The organism is Nocardioides bizhenqiangii (assembly GCF_034661235.1).
GTDB lineage: Bacteria > Actinomycetota > Actinomycetes > Propionibacteriales > Nocardioidaceae > Nocardioides > Nocardioides bizhenqiangii.
The window spans coordinates 4,023,538-4,038,999 of the sequence record NZ_CP141059.1 but is presented as its reverse complement, the minus strand read 5'-3'; the positions used below and the strand labels follow the sequence as shown (position 1 = coordinate 4,038,999).

Annotated in this window: 20 protein-coding genes and 1 tRNA gene; 11 read left to right on the top strand and 10 right to left on the bottom strand. The window is 70.6% G+C overall.

Features of this window, described 5'->3' with window-relative positions; translation table 11 throughout:
- Positions 1 to 21 precede the first annotated feature (21 nt).
- From SHK19_RS19705 to SHK19_RS19695, 3 genes are all read left to right on the top strand, one after another.
- Positions 22 to 783 carry an SGNH/GDSL hydrolase family protein gene (locus SHK19_RS19705; RefSeq protein WP_322937229.1) on the top strand — a complete coding sequence of 254 codons (762 nt, stop codon included), beginning with the start codon at positions 22 to 24 and terminating at the stop codon, positions 781 to 783.
- A 25-nt stretch (positions 784 to 808) separates the two neighbouring features.
- Positions 809 to 881, top strand: a tRNA-Gly gene (locus tag SHK19_RS19700).
- 618 nt (positions 882 to 1,499) lie between these two features.
- The gene (locus tag SHK19_RS19695) at positions 1,500 to 2,129 is read left to right on the top strand and encodes a DUF2461 domain-containing protein (RefSeq protein WP_322937228.1); all 630 of its coding nucleotides are present in this window, start codon (positions 1,500 to 1,502) and stop codon (positions 2,127 to 2,129) included.
- 79 nt (positions 2,130 to 2,208) lie between these two features.
- Here SHK19_RS19695 and SHK19_RS19690 read toward each other — a convergent pair whose 3' ends face one another.
- From SHK19_RS19690 to SHK19_RS19680, 3 genes are all read right to left on the bottom strand, one after another.
- Complete coding sequence (locus SHK19_RS19690; protein ID WP_322937227.1) at positions 2,209 to 2,892, bottom strand: hypothetical protein; 684 nt, start codon at positions 2,890 to 2,892, stop codon at positions 2,209 to 2,211.
- Positions 2,893 to 2,894: 2 nt separating this feature from the next.
- Positions 2,895 to 3,497, bottom strand: coding sequence for an RNA polymerase sigma factor (locus tag SHK19_RS19685; protein ID WP_322454707.1), 603 nt, complete (start codon positions 3,495 to 3,497; stop codon positions 2,895 to 2,897).
- A 72-nt stretch (positions 3,498 to 3,569) separates the two neighbouring features.
- Positions 3,570 to 4,022 carry a nuclear transport factor 2 family protein gene (locus SHK19_RS19680; RefSeq protein ID WP_322937226.1) on the bottom strand — a complete coding sequence of 151 codons (453 nt, stop codon included), beginning with the start codon at positions 4,020 to 4,022 and terminating at the stop codon, positions 3,570 to 3,572.
- 129 nt (positions 4,023 to 4,151) lie between these two features.
- Between SHK19_RS19680 and SHK19_RS19675 the strand changes: the two genes are divergently transcribed.
- A complete protein-coding gene (locus SHK19_RS19675) occupies positions 4,152 to 4,829 on the top strand; it encodes a hypothetical protein (RefSeq protein ID WP_322454709.1) in 678 nt (225 codons plus the stop codon).
- Positions 4,830 to 5,018: 189 nt separating this feature from the next.
- Here the strand turns inward: SHK19_RS19675 and SHK19_RS19670 are convergent, their stop codons facing one another.
- Complete coding sequence (locus SHK19_RS19670; RefSeq protein ID WP_322454710.1) at positions 5,019 to 5,477, bottom strand: RrF2 family transcriptional regulator; 459 nt, start codon at positions 5,475 to 5,477, stop codon at positions 5,019 to 5,021.
- 150 nt (positions 5,478 to 5,627) lie between these two features.
- On the opposite strand from SHK19_RS19670, the gene SHK19_RS19665 reads away from it, so the two are divergent.
- Complete coding sequence (locus tag SHK19_RS19665) at positions 5,628 to 7,499, top strand: acyl-CoA dehydrogenase (protein ID WP_322937225.1); 1,872 nt, start codon at positions 5,628 to 5,630, stop codon at positions 7,497 to 7,499.
- A gap of 114 nt (positions 7,500 to 7,613) precedes the next feature.
- On the opposite strand, the gene SHK19_RS19660 is transcribed toward SHK19_RS19665, so the two are convergent.
- On the bottom strand, positions 7,614 to 8,492 hold the full coding sequence (locus SHK19_RS19660; protein WP_322937224.1) for a LysR family transcriptional regulator ArgP: 879 nt from the start codon (positions 8,490 to 8,492) through the stop codon (positions 7,614 to 7,616).
- Between the two features lie 69 nt (positions 8,493 to 8,561).
- Here SHK19_RS19660 and SHK19_RS19655 point away from each other — a divergent pair, with 69 nt between their 5' ends.
- From SHK19_RS19655 to SHK19_RS19640, 4 genes are all read left to right on the top strand, one after another.
- A complete protein-coding gene (locus SHK19_RS19655; RefSeq protein WP_322937223.1) occupies positions 8,562 to 9,176 on the top strand; it encodes a LysE/ArgO family amino acid transporter in 615 nt (204 codons plus the stop codon).
- Between the two features lie 22 nt (positions 9,177 to 9,198).
- The gene (locus SHK19_RS19650) at positions 9,199 to 10,257 is read left to right on the top strand and encodes a family 43 glycosylhydrolase (RefSeq protein WP_322937222.1); all 1,059 of its coding nucleotides are present in this window, start codon (positions 9,199 to 9,201) and stop codon (positions 10,255 to 10,257) included.
- An 83-nt stretch (positions 10,258 to 10,340) separates the two neighbouring features.
- Entirely contained in the window at positions 10,341 to 11,168 is an 828-nt protein-coding gene (locus SHK19_RS19645; RefSeq protein ID WP_322937221.1) for a maleylpyruvate isomerase family mycothiol-dependent enzyme, read from the top strand.
- A complete protein-coding gene (locus SHK19_RS19640) occupies positions 11,165 to 12,094 on the top strand; it encodes an oxidoreductase (RefSeq protein ID WP_322937220.1) in 930 nt (309 codons plus the stop codon). The genes SHK19_RS19645 and SHK19_RS19640 overlap by 4 nt, the downstream gene beginning before the upstream one ends.
- On the opposite strand, the gene SHK19_RS19635 is transcribed toward SHK19_RS19640, so the two are convergent.
- Together SHK19_RS19635 and SHK19_RS19630 are read right to left on the bottom strand one after the other, a co-directional pair.
- Positions 12,060 to 12,380 (bottom strand): transcriptional regulator, encoded by a 321-nt coding sequence (locus SHK19_RS19635; protein WP_322937219.1) that lies wholly within the window; start codon positions 12,378 to 12,380, stop codon positions 12,060 to 12,062. The genes SHK19_RS19640 and SHK19_RS19635 overlap by 35 nt on opposite strands.
- Complete coding sequence (locus SHK19_RS19630) at positions 12,380 to 12,931, bottom strand: hypothetical protein (RefSeq protein WP_322937218.1); 552 nt, start codon at positions 12,929 to 12,931, stop codon at positions 12,380 to 12,382. Before SHK19_RS19630 ends, SHK19_RS19635 begins: the two co-directional genes overlap by 1 nt.
- Positions 12,932 to 13,053: 122 nt before the next feature.
- On the opposite strand from SHK19_RS19630, the gene SHK19_RS19625 reads away from it, so the two are divergent.
- The gene (locus SHK19_RS19625) at positions 13,054 to 13,704 is read left to right on the top strand and encodes a hypothetical protein (protein ID WP_322937217.1); all 651 of its coding nucleotides are present in this window, start codon (positions 13,054 to 13,056) and stop codon (positions 13,702 to 13,704) included.
- Positions 13,705 to 13,781: 77 nt separating this feature from the next.
- On the top strand, positions 13,782 to 14,120 hold the full coding sequence (locus tag SHK19_RS19620; protein ID WP_322454720.1) for a hypothetical protein: 339 nt from the start codon (positions 13,782 to 13,784) through the stop codon (positions 14,118 to 14,120).
- A 346-nt stretch (positions 14,121 to 14,466) separates the two neighbouring features.
- Here the strand turns inward: SHK19_RS19620 and SHK19_RS19615 are convergent, their stop codons facing one another.
- The 3 genes from SHK19_RS19615 to SHK19_RS19605 all read right to left on the bottom strand — a co-directional run bounded on the left by SHK19_RS19615 (position 14,467) and on the right by SHK19_RS19605 (position 15,424).
- Entirely contained in the window at positions 14,467 to 15,090 is a 624-nt protein-coding gene (locus tag SHK19_RS19615) for a carboxymuconolactone decarboxylase family protein (RefSeq protein WP_322454721.1), read from the bottom strand.
- Positions 15,091 to 15,164: 74 nt separating this feature from the next.
- Positions 15,165 to 15,290 (bottom strand): hypothetical protein, encoded by a 126-nt coding sequence (locus tag SHK19_RS19610; RefSeq protein WP_322937216.1) that lies wholly within the window; start codon positions 15,288 to 15,290, stop codon positions 15,165 to 15,167.
- 5 nt (positions 15,291 to 15,295) lie between these two features.
- A complete protein-coding gene (locus SHK19_RS19605) occupies positions 15,296 to 15,424 on the bottom strand; it encodes a hypothetical protein (protein ID WP_322937215.1) in 129 nt (42 codons plus the stop codon).
- Positions 15,425 to 15,462 lie beyond the last annotated feature (38 nt).

Below are 15,462 nucleotides of genomic sequence, written 5' to 3'. Positions count from 1 at the left end.
CCCGCCATGCACAATCGGTCCATGACCTTCCAGCGTTACGTCGCCATCGGCGACTCCTTCACCGAAGGTGTCGGGGACCCCGATCCCACGCGGCCCAACGGCTGCCGGGGCTGGGCGGACCGGGTCGCCGAGGCCCTCGCGCTGCACTCGCCCGAGTTCGGCTACGCCAACTTGGCCATCCGCGGCCGCAAGCTGCCCGCGATCATCGAGGAGCAGGTCGGCCCTGCGATCGACCTGGCGCCCGACCTGATCAGCATTCACGGCGGCGGCAACGACGTCCTCCGGCCGAAGGTCGACGTCGACGCGCTCGCTGCGACGTACGACGAAGGCGTCGGCCGGCTGACCGCCACCGGCGCCCGGGTCGTGATGTTCACCGTCGCCGACCCCGGCATGAACCCGGTGATGAAGCTGATCCGCGGCCGGACCGCCATCTTCAACGAGTGGGTGCGCGAGATCGCGGAGAAGCACGACGCGACCGTGGTCGACTGCTGGCGGATGCGGGACTGGAAGGTCGCGGAGGTCATGGACGTCGACCGGCTGCACCTCAACCCGGTCGGTCACCAGATGATCGCCATCGCCGTGCTCGACCGGCTGCGCATCGCGCACGACCTGCAGCCCCTCGCCGTCCCGGTGCTGCCGGAGCTCGCTCGCCGTGCTCAGCGGCAGGCCGACCTGGAGTGGGCGCGCTCCCACTTCGTCCCGTGGGTGCACCGCCGGATCACCGGCCGCTCGTCCGGCGACGGGGTGGAGCCGAAGCGGCCCGGCCTCAGCCCCATCGGGTAGCATTCGGTCGCGCAGAGATGCGCACGCGGACGTAGCTCAGTTGGTAGAGCGTCAGCTTCCCAAGCTGAATGTCGCGAGTTCGAACCTCGTCGTCCGCTCGCTTGAATGGCGCGAGCGTGTCGCGGACGGTGCTTGCCACCCGGGCGCTCGCTTCGCTCGGCCCGCGGGCTGCGCACCGTGCGGCTTCGCCGCGGCGCGACACGCTGCCGCGCTCGCAGTCGACGCGGTCTTGGGTACCGCGCCGCTGGCGGCTCGCCGTCTCTCGCTGGTCGAGTTGGCCGACCGTGTCGCGGATCGTGCGGCACCGCACGGACCATCGCTTCGCTCGGCCCGCGGGCGCCACACGATGCGGCTTCGCCGCGCGCGACACGCTGCCGGCCCGCAGTCGACGCGGTCTTGGGTACCGCGCCGTTGGCGGCTCGCCGTCTCTCGCTTGTCGAGTTGGCCGAGCGTGTCGCGGGTCGTGCGGCACCGCTGCCGGCCCGCAGTCGACGCGGTCTTGGGTACCGCGCCGCTGGCGGCTCGCCGTCTCTCGCTGGTCGAGTTGGCCGACCGTGTCGCGGATCGTGCGGCACCGCTGCCGGCCCGCGGTCGACGCGGTCTTGGGTACCGCGCTGCTGGCGGCTCGCCGTCTCTCGCCGGTGGTCGAGTAGCCCGAGCGCCCTGGCGCGAGGGCGTATCGAGACCCCTCGACCTCGCCAACTAGCCTGCGGGGCGTGGAGTTCTCCGGTTTCCCCGTCGCCTCGCTCGACTTCTACGACGACCTCGAGGTCGACAACACCAAGTCGTTCTGGGACGCCCACCGGGGCGTCTACGACGAGCAGGTGCGGGCGCCGATGGTCGCGCTGACCGACGCCCTGGCGCAGGAGTTCGGTGACGCGAAGGTGTTCCGCCCGTACCGCGACGTGCGCTTCGCGAAGGACAAGACGCCGTACAAGACCCACCAGGGAGCCTTCGTCGGAGTCGCGCCCTCGACCGGGTACTACGTGGAGGTCTCGGCTGCAGGCGTACGGGTCGGCGGTGGCACCTATCACGCGTCGGGTCCGGAGCTGGCGTTGATCCGTGAGGGCATGGCCGAGGAGGAGTCCGGCAAGCGGCTCGAGCGGATCCTGCGTGACCTCGGGCGAGGTGGGTTCGATATCGGGGGCGACCAGCTGAAGACGGCACCGCGCGGCTACGACAAGCACCACCCGCGGATCGAGCTGCTGCGCCACAAGTCGCTGCTCGGCTCGAAGAAGTACGGCTTCGAGCCGTTCGTCCACACCGCCGAGCTGCTGGACCGGGTGCGCCAGGACTGGCGCAAGCTGCGGCCGCTGGTGAGCTGGATGTCCGAGCAGCTCGACTGAGAACGAGTCCACAACGCCGTACGTCCGCGCCTGAAGGTGCGGGACGTACGGCGTCGCGGTGGCGGAGCTTGCCTGTGGATCAGTTGGGCGGCGTCCCGACCGAGGCGGTTCCGAAACCACAGTCCACGTCGCCGACGGAGTAGGCCACGTCGAGCGCGGCTGCCTGGTCGTCGACGTCGCCGGACGTCGTGATCCGCAGGACGGTGTCGCTCTCCTTCAGCACCGAGTCGGCCGGGATCGTGATGACGTAGTCGTCGTCACTCAGCTCGGTCGTGAACGGCATGTTGTCGAAGCCGCCGCACGGGTCGTTGGCCGGCGGCTCACCAGGCACCGCCTGATCGACCTCGGCGCCCTCCTCGACCTTCTCGACGTCCGCCTCGCCCTCGACCGCATGGCCCTCGACATCGGCCCCGTCCGGAATGTCCTGCCCGTCCTCTGGGCCGGAGCCGAAGCCGTCGGACTGGTAGTCCACGTCGGCCGCGATGCCGTGGTCGGCGAGCGCCTCCTCGAGACCGTCGGCGTCGTCGAGCTCGCGGATGGTGATGACGATGGCGCCGCTTCCCGTCTCCTCGACCGCGTAGGCGGCCGACGAGCCGAGGCTGGTGACACCGATCGTGGTGACCGCTGCGGCGGCGAGGCCACTCGCCGCGAACGCCCAGCGCTTGCGGGTACGGCGTACCCGGGTGGGCGCGCCCTCGGCGGCGACCTCCCGGAGCTCGGTGAGCAGTGCCCTGTCGAAGGAGTCGAAGTCGGTATCGGTCATGGTCATGCCTCCTGCGCGAGGACGGCAGCAGCCGCGCCCTCCACGCTGTCTCTCAGAGAATGATGGTCGAGGTGCTGCTGGAGCCGGGCCCGGCTGCGATGGAGCCGGACCCGCGCGGTCCCCGGCTTCATCCCCAGCTGCGCAGCGGCTTCCGTGACGGGCATCCCGTCGACAGCGACCAGCTCCATGAGCGCTCGGTCCCGACCGGGCAGCTTCGCCAGGCCGGCGTACAGGGCTCTGGAGTGCGCCTCGGCCGCGATCCGCTCCTCGATCCGGGCGGCCGCGTCCTCGTCGAGCAGCCGGCGGCCCTCGATCCGGCTCTCGGCCCGCCACCGTCGTGCCTGGCGCCGTGACGCCTCCGCCATCGTGTTGCGGGCGATGCCCAGCAGCCACGCGACCGGGCGGCCCCGGTCGGGCCGGTAGCCCGACGCGCCCGTCATCGCCGCGAGGAAGGTGTCCGCGATCAGGTCGGCGACCTGGTGCGGATCGTCGACCCGACGGACGAAGAACGCCTTCACGGTCGCGCTGTGCTCCCGGTAGAAGACCTCGAGGAGGTCCGGGTCTCTACCGATGGACGGGACCTCGTCGTCTCTGATCTGGTTCACAACCGTTCTTCGCCGATCACCCTCAGAGCGTTACACCCGAGCGGTTGGGCCGCGCGGTTGTGCAGAGCGCGGTCAGGCCTTCGTGAAGCTCGCCATCGTCCGTTCCGGCTCCCAGAACGCCTTCATCGACTTCACCCGGCCGTCGTCGTCGACGACGTACACCATGATCAGGTCGGTCGTGGTGTGGCTGCCGTCGGGGAACGACGTCTTGATGCGGCCGATGTTGGCGCAGGTGTTGCTCTCGGGGTTCGCGAACGAGTCGTAGATGTCGAATTCGAACCTCGCGATGGGCGAGATCGCCTTCTCCCAGAACGCCGAGATGCCGGCATGGCCGTGGTGGCCCGTGCCCTCGGGATCGAACATGGACCTGCCGACCGGGTCCTCGAGCACGCAGTCCTCGGCGTAGACGGTCAGCCACTCCTCGAGGTCGCCCTTGGCGACGGCCGAGTAGGACCGCTGCGAGGCAGCACGGGCCGGGTGCGGGTCGTTGGGGGCGTTCCACGCGACGGCGTCGGAGGTGATCATGTCGCGATCTTACGACCGAAACTGGAACACGTTCTAGTGGCGACCGTCACGCGGTGACTTCCACTGGCGCTCACGCCCGGTTCGGGCGTCGTTCAGGCGACGGTCAGGTCGGTGACGGACGGTGGCCCCATGGCGAAGAAGCGCAAGGTCTTCCTGCACGTCGGGATGCCCGGTGCCGGAGACATCATCGAGGTTGCCCTCGTCCACCATCGCGATGCCCTGTTCGAGCTCGGCATCGACGTCCCCGCGCGGTCGGCGGAGGAGACCTTCCTGTCCGCGGTCGACGTCCTCCGCGAGCACAAGGCCTGGGGCTTCGCCCGCAAGGAGGTCGAGGGTCAGTGGGCCGACGTGTGCCGCCGGGCCTGGATGGGCAAGCAGACGGTCGCCGTCAGCCTGCCCCTCGTCGCGACCGCATCCCGGCCCGAGATCGACCTGCTGCTCGACACGCTGGCCGGGATGCAGGTGCACGTCGTGCTCACGGCGAGTCCCGACGACGACATCGACGACATCGCCGCCCGTTGGGGCGCTGCGGTCCGCAAGCCCGAGCGCCTGCACGTGATCAGGCTCGACGAGCCGTCTCCGAAGAAGGTCTGGAAGGCCTTCGGCAAGGTTGCCGGCTTCGGTACGGCGTCGCTCGGCCTGGCCGACGTCCCCGAGCCGGTCGGTGCCCGCCCGCTCTCCTCGCTCGACGAGGCGCGCCGCGAGATCGAGCGGCTCGCGCGCCGCAACCGGAGTCTCGAGCGCTGGCGCCACGAGAGCGACCGCAAGCGCAAGAAGCTCAAGCGCCGGCTCAGCAGCGTCGCCTGAACTGTCGGCCGGTCGCGAAAACGCGGGCGAGCGAGGGTAGGGAGCGACGAAGGAGCGACCGGACCGAGTGACGCCCGTGCTTTCGCGATGCCGACCGGTGAGTCGCCACGCAGCCGCAACTCGTGATCGCGTCAGCCGCGGGTCGGCAGCGTGGCGCGAGGTGCGAGCGACACGCTCGGCCGATTCAACTCAGTGCGCCTTCCAGGCGTCCTCGTCGGCCGTGCGCTTGGTCACAGCGGCGGGGAGCTCGGCGTCGGCGAGCTGCTGGATCGAGACCTCCTCGAAGACCTCGCGCAGTGAGCTTCGGGCCGCGATCCAGACGTGCTGGAGCACATCGGCGGAGTCGTTGTAGCTGACGGCCTCGGGGCGCAGGCCGTAGACCGACACCAGCGGCCCGTCGACCGCGCGGATGACGTCGGCGACGGACACCTCCGCCGCGGGCCGGCCCATCCGCCAGCCGCCTGACTGGCCGCGCTGCGACATGACGACGCCGGCCCGGCGCAGGTCGGCGAGGATCGCCTGGAGGAAGCCGTGCGGGATGTCCTGCAGCCGGCCCAGCTCCTCCGCGCTGACGGCGCGGCCGTCCGCTCGTCCCGCCATCTCGATCAGGGCGCGGAGCGCGTAGTCGGACTTGGCGGAAACTCGCATGGGTCCAGTGTCTCAGATTTGTCGATCGGTTCACTTCACATGGGCCCGTGCTTGCCCAGTGCAAGCACCCCCCGTATTATTAAGTTACTCGTGAGTAGCAGCATCCGCTGCTCATGCCGCTCCAGTTATCAGCGAAGAAACGGTGGGACAGTGAGCCACTACAAGAGCAACCTGCGCGACATCCACTTCAACCTGTTCGAGCTCCTCGGGCGCCAGGACATCCTGGGCGCCGGGCCGTTCGAGGAGATGGACGTCGACACCGCCAAGGAGATCCTGGCCGAGGTCGACCGGATCAGCCGCGAGGACCTCGCCGCCTCCTTCGAGGACGGCGACCGCAACCCGCCGGTGTTCGACCCGAAGACCAACACCGCGCCGGTGCCCGAGTCGTTCAAGAAGAGCTACGACGCGTGGATGGAGGCCGGCTTCTGGAGCCTCGGCATCCCCGCCGAGATCGGCGGCACCGTGGCGCCGTCGTCACTGGTCTGGGCGACCGCGGAGCTGATCCTCGGCGCCAACACCCCGGTCTGGATGTATGGCGCCGGCCCGTTCTTCAGCAAGGTCGTCTACGAGAACGGCACCGAGCGCGACAAGAAGATCGCCGAGTTCATGGTCGAGCGCCAGTGGGGCGCGACCATGGTGCTCACCGAGCCCGACGCCGGCTCCGACGTCGGCGCCGGCCGGGCCAAGGCGACGCTTAACGACGACGGAACCTGGAACATCACCGGCGTCAAGCGCTTCATCACCAGCGCCGAGTCGCAGCTGCAGGAGAACATCATGCACCTGGTGCTGGCGCGCCCCGAGGGCATCGACGGCATCGGCGGACCGGGCACGAAGGGCCTGTCGCTGTTCCTGGTGCCGAAGTACCACTTCGACCTCGAGACCGGTGAGCCGACCGGCGAGCGCAACGGCGCCTACGTCACCAACGTCGAGCACAAGATGGGCATCAAGGTCTCCAACACCTGCGAGCTCACCTTCGGTGACCCGCAGATCGGCGGCGGCGAGCCCGCGAAGGGCTGGCTGCTCGGCGAGGTGCACGACGGCATCGCCCAGATGTTCGACGTCATCGAGAACGCCCGGATGATGGTCGGCACCAAGGCCATCTCGACGCTGTCGACCGGCTACCTCAACGCGCTGGAGTACGCCAAGGAGCGGGTCCAGGGCCCCGACCTCACCCAGGCGTCCGACAAGACCGCCCCGAAGGTGACGATCACGCATCACCCCGACGTCCGTCGTTCGCTGATGACCCAGAAGTCGTACGCCGAGGGCATGCGCTCGCTCGTGCTCTACACCGCCACCGTCCAGGACCGCGTCCAGCTGGCCGAGAAGGGCAGCGACGAGTACAAGCTGGCCGCTGCGCTCAACGACCTCCTGCTCCCGATCGTGAAGGGCTACGGCTCCGAGCGCTCGTGGACGCTGCTCGGCACCGAGTCGCTGCAGACCCTGGGTGGCTCGGGCTTCCTCCAGGAGTACCCGATCGAGCAGTACGTGCGTGACGCCAAGATCGACACCCTCTACGAGGGCACCACGGCGATCCAGGGCATGGACTTCTTCTTCCGCAAGATCGTCAAGGACGGCGGCCAGGCGCTGGGCGCCCTCGCGGCCGAGATCAAGGGCTTCGTCGAGGACGAGTCAGGCAACCCGCAGCTCAAGAACGAGCGCGCGCTGCTGGCCAAGGCCCTCGAAGAGGCCAACACGCTGGTCGGCCAGCTGGTCAACGACCTGATGAGTGCCGACGTCAACAGTGGTGGCGACCTGCGCAACATCTACAAGGTCGGCCTCAACACCAGCCGGCTGCTGATGACCCTCGGCGACGTCGTCGTCGCCTGGCTGCTGCTGCGCAGCGCCGAGGTGGCGCTCACGGCGCTCGCCGGCGACGCGGGCAGCGACAAGGCCTTCTACGAGGGCAAGGTCGCGGCGGCGCAGTTCTTCGCCGCCGAGGTGCTGCCGAAGATCAGCGCCGAGCTCGCGATCGCCCAGGCCACCGACCTCGCGATCATGGACCTCGACGAAGCGGCCTTCTGATCCGAATTCCGCCGACCCGTCGCGTTTGAACGCGACGGGTCGGCGTCGTTTTGCGACGGGTCGGCGTTCAGATCAGCCGGATCGGGGTTCAGATCAGCCGGGTCGGGGTTCAGATCAGCCGGGTCGGCGGAGGTGGGCCCGAGCGGCGTGGTGGACGGCGTTGGTGAGCTGCAGGAGGGCGGGGGAGTCGAGGCGCCACCGCTGCCAGAACAGGGGTACGTCGACGTGGTCGCGGCCGGGCAGCCGCACCAGGACCCCGGCCTCGAGGTCGGGCAGCAGCTGGGGCTCGGGCAGCAGGCACCACCCGAGCCCGCGGCGGATGGCCTCGTGGAAGTCGGTCGACGTTGGCACCTGGTGGACGGTCCGCGGGGTGACGCCGCGCGCGGCCAGCACGTCGTGCTGCAGTGCGTCCTTCTCGTTGAACACCACGACCGGCATCCGCTCCCAGTCCATGCTCCGCCCGCGACGCCAGCGCTCGACGAAGCCGGGGGTCGCGGCGGCGCCGTACCTCAGGATGCCGAGCGGCTCGACCGCACAGCCCTGGACCGGGGTTGGGTCGCTGGTGACTGCGGCGAGCGCGTCGCCGCTGCGCAACAGGCCTGCGGAGTAGGCCTGGTCCTCGACCCGGACCTTCAGCGCGACCCCGTCCCAGCCGGCGGCTGCGGACAGGACGTCACGGAACCAGGTCGCCAGCGAGTCCGCGTTGACCGCGACGGGCAGGCTCACGACGTGGTCGGCGTCGTCGACCTCGAGCCGGGCTTCGGCGTAGAGCAGGCGGGTCTGCCGGCCGAGCCGGACGTACGCCGACCCGGCCTCGGTCGGCCGGCAGGGCGTCGTCCGGCTGACGAGCACCTGTCCCGCCGTCGTCTCGAGCGCGCGGATCCGCTGGCTGATCGCGCTCGCGGTCACGTGCAAGGCCCGGGCCGCCGCCTCGAAGGAGCCGTGGTCGGCGATCGCGACGAGCGCCTCGAGCTGGGCGGGTTGCGGGGCCATGAAGCAACGCTAATGCATCCTCAAAAACATTCGCTGGCCTGAACCAGCCGCCGACCCTACGGTCCTCGTGTGTCCACTGCTGCCGTCGCCGGCCTGCTCACCGGTCTGTCCCTGATCATCGCGATCGGGGCACAGAACGCGTTCGTGCTGCGCCAGGGACTCGCCCGCGAGCACGTGGGACCGGTCGTGGCGGTCTGCGCGCTGTCGGACGCGTTCCTCATCGTCGCCGGTGTCAGCGGCATCGGCGCGATCGTGACGCACGCGGGCTGGGTGCTCGACCTGGTGCGGTGGCTGGGTGTCGCGTTCCTGGCGACGTACGGCGTCGTCTCGCTCCTCCGCGCCCGCCGACCCGCAACCCTGGAAGCCGCCCGAGCCGGCGCTCCCTCCCGGAAGGCCGCGGTCGGGCGTGCCCTCGCCCTCACCTACCTCAACCCGCACGTCTACCTCGACACCGTTCTGCTGGTGGGGTCGATCGCCAACCAGCACGGCTCCGGCGACCGGTGGTGGTTCGCGGCCGGCGCGGCCGTCGGGAGCGTGCTGTGGTTCACCGGTCTCGGCTACGGCGCCGGCGCGGGTCAGCGCCTGCTGTCGACGCCGCGCGCGTGGCAGGTGCTCGACGTCCTCATCGGGCTCACGATGCTGGCGATCGCACTCTCCCTAGCCGTTTCGGCCCCGGGGCACTGAGTCCGCCACTAGTGTCCGGCAGGTGCTGCGCCGCCTCCGTCTCGCCGTCGGTGCGGCCGCGCTCGCGGCAGCGACAGCGGCGCCGGCGCTCGTCCCGGCGGAGGCAGCTGCGGCGCGGTACCCCGACCCGATCATCACCACGGAGAAGTCGGGCGACCCGAGCGTCGTCGAGACCCGGAGCGGCCGGGTCCTGGTGACCACCGGGCCCCGCGTCCGGCGGGCACGCTGGGACCCGGGCGAGGGCTGGCGGTGGATCAGCCCGGCGCTGTCGCGGCTGCCGCGCTGGGCCGTCGTCGACGACGTGTGGGCGGCCGACCTCGCCCGGATCGGTGATCGCTGGGTGCTCTACTACGCCGCCCGGGTGCGTGGCCTCGGCAAGGGCAGGAGGTGCATCGGCGTCGCCACCGCACCGACGGCGTACGGCGCCTTCCGGCCCATCGACGCGCGGCCGCTGGTGTGCCACGCGCGGGCGGACACGCCGCGGGCCTGGGACACGGTGCCGCGGACGCCTGGCCTCCCGCGGAGGGGCGTGATCGACCCGTCGTACTTCCTGGACCCGTCGACCGGCACGCCGTACCTCCTCTACAAGACCGACGGCAGGCCGTCGTCGATCCGGCTGCTGCCGCTCGGGCCGCGCGGGATCGCGCCCGCCGCCGGCGCGACCAGCAGCCAGCTGGTGCGTGCCGACTGGGTGATGGAGAACCCCGTCGTGCTGCGGCGCGGCGGGTTCTACCACCTGTTCACGTCCGAGGACATCTGGTCGCGGTGCAGCTATCGCACGGTCTGGCGCCGGTCGGCCGACCTCGCCACGTGGCCGACCCGGCCGCGCCGCGTGCTGCTGTCCCGGGCGACCACCGACGGCCTCTGCGGCCCCGGGGGTGCCGACGTGCTGTTGGTCGACCGGCGGCCGCTGATGTACTTCCACGGCTGGGTGCGCAACGACAACGGCCGGCCACCGGAGCCTCCGTTCATGGCCGGGGGCCGCGGTCCGGCGGCGCACCGGGTGCTCTACGGCGCACGGCTGCGGTTCGTCGACGACGTCCCCACCCTCGTGCGCTACCTGGCGCGCCGATCTGAGTAGCCGTGCTCAGGAGCTCACGGCGACCGGATGGTGCGCGTGGACGTGCGGATCAGACGCCGCTGAGCGTCGTTACCATCGCCCGCATGAGCGATGCCGAGCGGTTGGCCGCACAGTTGGCCGGGTACGTCGAGACCTGGTGGCAGGCGATCGGTGACCTCACCGCCCTGCTCGACGCCCTCCCCGAGGAGGCGTGGGCGATGCCCACCGACCTCGCCGGTTGGGACGTGAAGGCGGTCGCCTCGCACGCCGCGCACCTGGAGAGCCTGCTGGCAGGCGGACCGGAGGAGACGGCCGACATCGGCGACCCGCCGCACGTGACCGGCCCGATGGGCCAGTACACCGAGATCGGCGTCGTCGCCCGGCGCGACCGGTCACCCGCGTCGATCATCGAGGAGATCCGGACCACCACGGCAGCGCGCCACAAGACGCTCCTCGACGACCCGCCGACCGATCCCGCCGCACCGGCACCGGGGATCTTCGGCCTGATCGGCTGGACCCAGAAGACCCTGCTCCGCAACCGCCCCCTCGACGTCTGGATGCACGAGCAGGACGTCCGCCGCGCGGTCGGCCGACCGGGCGGCATGGACAGCCCAGCAGCCCAGCACACGGCCGACTACCTCAGCGAGGCGTTCGGGTTCGTCGTCGGGAAGAAGGTCGCGCCGCCGGCCGGCACCACGGCGGTGCTGGCGGTGGAGGGCAGCCCGGTCGTCGCCGTCGAGGTCGACGAGTCCGGCAGGGGCCAGCGGCTCGCGAACGTCCCGGCACGGCCCACCGCGCGGCTGGCGATGGACCGGGAGACGTTCATCGTGCTGGCCGGTGGCCGGCGGGCTGCCGCGCCGGGCGCCGTGACCATCGAGGGTGACCCCGACCTCGGCGCGGCGATCGTCGCGCAGCTGGGGACCACTCCGTGAGCGGCACCTGGCGGGTCGACGACATCCCCGACCAGACGGGCCGCACCGTCGTCGTCACCGGGCCGACGGTCGGGGGGCTCGGGCACCACACCGCCCTGGAGCTGGTGCGCAAGGGAGCCCGGGTCGTGCTCGCCGGCCGGACGCCCGCGAAGGTCGAGGAGACGGTCGCCGCGATCCGGGAGCAGGTGCCGGACGCCGCGGTCGAGACGCTCCAGCTCGACCTCGCCAGCCTCGCCTCGGTACGGCGCGCGGCCGCGGCGGCGGCACGGCTCGGCGCGATCGACGTGGTGGTCAACAACGCAGGCGTGATGGCGCCGCCGTACTCCCGGACGGACGACGGCCTCGAGCTGCAGATGGCGACCAACCACTTCGGCCCGTTCCTCTTCACCGGGCTGCTGCTGCCGCAGCTGGTCGCGAGCGGCGACGGCCGCGTCGTCACGGTGTCCTCCCTCATGCACACGACGGCACGCAGGGCGCCGCTCGGCGATCCGCACCAGCAGCGCGGCCGCTACTTCCGGTGGCCCGTGTACGGCCAGACCAAGCTGGCCAACCTGCTCTTCACCAGTGAGCTCGACCGGCGGCTGCGGGACGCCGAGGAGCCGGTCCGGGCGCTGGCGGCGCACCCCGGGTTCTCCGGCACCCATCTGGTCGTCAACGGGCAGGTCGGACGCGCCACCGGCGGCATCGCGTCGATCCTGGACGCCGCGGTCAAGGCGGTCTCGCAGTCGGCCGCGGCCGGCGCCTGGCCGTCGCTGATGGCGGCGACCGCAGACCTCCCCGGCGACACGTACTGCGGCCCCAGCGGCCCCGGGCAGTACGCCGGCGCACCCCGGATCGTCGGGCGGTCCCGGCTGGCACGCGACACCCGCGCCGCTGGGAGGCTGTGGGACATCAGCGAGGAGACGGTCGGCCTGCGGTACCCGTGACGTCGGCTGCCGCGATCAGCTCGCGCAGTGCATCGATGTGGGAAGCCAGCGCCTTCCGGCCGCCAGGCGTGAGCGAGACCCAGGTGGTACGGCGGCCGCGGTGAGTGCCCTTGCGGCTGCGGACGTAGCCGATCGCACCAAGCGCGGAGATGTGCTTGGAGAGCACCGAGTCGCTGACGTCGAGCTCGTCGCGCAACCGTGAGAACTCGGCCTCCGAGACGGCCGACAGCATCGTCACCAGCTGCAGGCGGGCCGGCGCGTGGATCTGCGGGTCGAGCGCAGCCATCAGCTCTCGAGCACGAGGAGGACGCAGCCCGCGACGACGAACGCGGTGATGCCGAGCAGCCAGAGGAACGTCTCCCCTCGACCGTGCGTGGCAGGGTCGATGCGGTAGCGCGCGAGCCAGCGTCGGCCGCTCACGACGTAGCCGGTCGTCCCGGCCATCGACAGCAGCCCTACCAGCCACCACCAATCGCGGCTGGCAGCTCCGAGTGCGCCGAACAGCGCGACGGCGTAGGCGATCGACGCCAGCGGTGAGGTGCCGAGGACGACCCGGCTCGCGAGGCCGCCGAGCCAGATGCCGTTGAGGCGTCGGAAACGCAGGAGCTGCACGGCGGCGACGACGGCGAAACCGAGCAGCCCGGCCAACGCGACGAGGGCGCCCCAGCCGGCACCGGCCGTCAGGCCGACGGCCGCGGTGGCGATCTGGATCGCGATGGCCGTGCCGATGGCCGGCTCGTATCCGCGCGGCAGCCTGATCTCTGCAGCGAGGCGGTCGCGCGTCTGCTCCGCGGCGGCGAGGGTGGCGGCTGCGGTCTGCGGATCTGTACTTTCCATACTGGAAAGTTTAGCGGCTAGTTTCCAATATGGAAAGTACGGCTATGGCCCTAGACCAAAGTCAGGCGCTCGCCGACCGACGACCGATGTGGAGCGCCGGCACTCCTACCTACGGTCGGAGCATGACCGGGCAGCGCTGGGACCTCGACGTCGAAGGTCGCCACCACCGGGTGGAGGCGGACGGCTCGACCCGTCACCGTGTCCGGTGGTACGTCGACGACCAGCTCGTCGCCGAGCGGACGGCGATGGAGGACAAGATCCGGCTGCGCCCGTCGGGCGACGCGGCGGGGCACGGCCTGGGTGCGGTCCTGGTGCGGTTCAGCACGCTCGGGACACCGCGACGAGCCACCCGCTTCCCGCCCGACGAGGCGCTCGACGTCCAGCTCTCGACGGGCGTCGGCGGCACCGATCTGGTGCCGGAATGCGGCTCCAAGGCCGCGCAGCACGACGAGCGGATGCTCGCCCACCCGACCCGCTACACCGTGATCCAGACAGCCGGAGGGGTGGCGACGGTCGTCGTACCCCTCCTCGTCGCAGCCCTGCTCGCCCGGGTCGCGTTCTCGTTCGACTGGCCCGCCATTCCGTGGCCGGACCTGCCAGACCTCCCGTGGCCCGAGATCCGGTTGCCCGGGATACCTCTGCCGAACTGGTCGCTGCCGGGCTGGGTGCGCGAGGCGCTCGGCTACGCCAAGTACGTGTGGCCGGTCCTGCTGGCGTTCCTGTTGGCTCGCGCCGAGATCCGACGCCGGCGCACGCAGCGCGCGGTGAGGTGATGTCGAACGGAGAGAGACGCGGATCGCGGGCCCCTAAGCGTCCAGTTTGTGTCGGGGGTCCCTGCGACGATCTCTGCATGATCTCGGACGACGTGTTGGACCTTGACGCCGCGGCGGTGCTGGCCGCGACGGAGGACCTGACGCGTGAGCAGCGAGCGCGGGATGTCGACCTGTTGCGGTTGGTGCTGCAGTGGGCCGACCTACACGGCGATGACCCGGGTGAGGGTCGGGTGCTGGGGTCGGACCAGCTGATCGACTTCGGTGGCGAGGGCACCCCGCCGGTGCGAGAGCTGTGCTGGGCCGAGCTGGCGATCGCGCGGCAGTGCGGTCTGATTGCGCCAGCTCGGTCTCGGCGCCTACCGCTGGGCGACCCCCCACGGTCTCGGTCGGCTGGTTACGCCGAGCGGCACCCGTAGGGTCAAACTGATCCGGGACCCCGACGGCCACATCGTCGGCGAGACCTACGACGGCCCCCGTATCGAGTACCACCCCCGCAACTGACCCATCGCCGCAAGGACCGCCCACCCCACTTGCGGCGATATGACCCACGTCCAAGGATGTAGCAACCCTGCAGCAGACTCACATGGCTTCCTCGTCTATCGCTCCCCGCCACCACGCAGGTCGCAGCAGGTCCAGCCGAACACCAGCTGGCGATCTGCTGCGTCAGGTCCCAGCAAGTCGCGGCACGGTTGGTCGCGGTTCTGAATTGGGCGGCGGTTTGGACGCGGCGGCCTCGGCTCTGACCCGAGTCAGCCAGCTCGATCAGGTAAGCGCTATCGCTTCGCCGCCCCACGGTGTGGCGACCTCACCCTGATGGAACCGCTCCGGGAGCTCTTCGATCATGTTCCACGTGGCCCCAAGCCGGCCGAAGCCCACGCAGAACGCGCAGTAGCTGCCGAGCTCGACGATCTGCTCTTCGGTGAAGTGCTGGCGCAGATCGTCGTAGACGTCGTCGTTGATCGCCAGGTGATCGGTAGCGAGCAGCTCGCCGTAGCGGATCGCCGCGCGCTCGGCCTCACTCAGCTCCGTCGACTCGTAGGGCTTCTCGAGCGAGCAGACGAGGTCCTCGGTCAAACCGTCGGCGATCGCGCCGGGGTAGCGGACCGCCATGCAGGTGCGGCACTGGTTGAAGAACGCGATCCGAAGGCGGACGAGCTCCAGCAGGCGATCGGGGAGCAGGCGGTCGGTCCAGAGCGCGGCGTGCAGGCCCACGATCGCCTTCGCGTGCGACGGCCGATGCGCATGGACACGCAGTAGGCCGAGCTCGAGCGGTGTCCTGTCGTCGGCAGCGACCATTTCACGCAGTCCAGGGTCGAACTCCTCGACGGGGACCATCGTCAGGCGGGTTCCGCCGAGGTCTGTCTGCGCCTGGTCTTCTGTCAGCATTCGCTTCTCCATGTCTGAGATAGGCACCTGAACTGAATTAACCTCAGTGAGGTTAGGAGGCCAGATGCTGTACGTCAATGGGCGATCCCGCCGAACTCGAGCAGCTCGACCAGCGCGAGATCGCGATCATCGGTCGTCGCCCGTGGACGCGCCGGCCGCCGAGTCGCCTCGGTCGGCGCCCGGCAGATGGCGACTGTCACGCTCGTCAGTGGTCCTCGCCCCAGTTGGCGATGACCACGGCTATCGGTGGGAGCGCAGCAGCGAAGACCGACATGACCACTGCTGCCGCCGTCGACCACAACCGGACCAGGTTCCAGGCCAGCAGAATCAGCACCAGGCAAACGCCCGCCCATCAGGGCGAGTACCACAGCT

Bases quoted from the DNA above. Each gene is read 5' to 3' on its own strand.
- SHK19_RS19670 (WP_322454710.1), bottom strand. From the start codon at position 5,477: ATGCGAGTTTCCGCCAAGTCCGACTACGCGCTCCGCGCCCTGATCGAG.
- SHK19_RS19630 (WP_322937218.1), bottom strand. From the start codon at position 12,931: ATGGAAAGTACAGATCCGCAGACCGCAGCCGCCACCCTCGCCGCCGCG.
- SHK19_RS19675 (WP_322454709.1), top strand. From the start codon at position 4,152: ATGGCGAAGAAGCGCAAGGTCTTCCTGCACGTCGGGATGCCCGGTGCC.
- SHK19_RS19705 (WP_322937229.1), top strand. From the start codon at position 22: ATGACCTTCCAGCGTTACGTCGCCATCGGCGACTCCTTCACCGAAGGT.
- SHK19_RS19620 (WP_322454720.1), top strand. From the start codon at position 13,782: ATGATCTCGGACGACGTGTTGGACCTTGACGCCGCGGCGGTGCTGGCC.
- SHK19_RS19635 (WP_322937219.1), bottom strand. From the start codon at position 12,380: ATGGCTGCGCTCGACCCGCAGATCCACGCGCCGGCCCGCCTGCAGCTG.
- SHK19_RS19690 (WP_322937227.1), bottom strand. From the start codon at position 2,892: ATGACCGATACCGACTTCGACTCCTTCGACAGGGCACTGCTCACCGAG.
- SHK19_RS19680 (WP_322937226.1), bottom strand. From the start codon at position 4,022: ATGATCACCTCCGACGCCGTCGCGTGGAACGCCCCCAACGACCCGCAC.
- SHK19_RS19615 (WP_322454721.1), bottom strand. From the start codon at position 15,090: ATGCTGACAGAAGACCAGGCGCAGACAGACCTCGGCGGAACCCGCCTG.
- SHK19_RS19625 (WP_322937217.1), top strand. From the start codon at position 13,054: ATGACCGGGCAGCGCTGGGACCTCGACGTCGAAGGTCGCCACCACCGG.
- SHK19_RS19660 (WP_322937224.1), bottom strand. From the start codon at position 8,492: ATGGCCCCGCAACCCGCCCAGCTCGAGGCGCTCGTCGCGATCGCCGAC.
- SHK19_RS19645 (WP_322937221.1), top strand. From the start codon at position 10,341: ATGAGCGATGCCGAGCGGTTGGCCGCACAGTTGGCCGGGTACGTCGAG.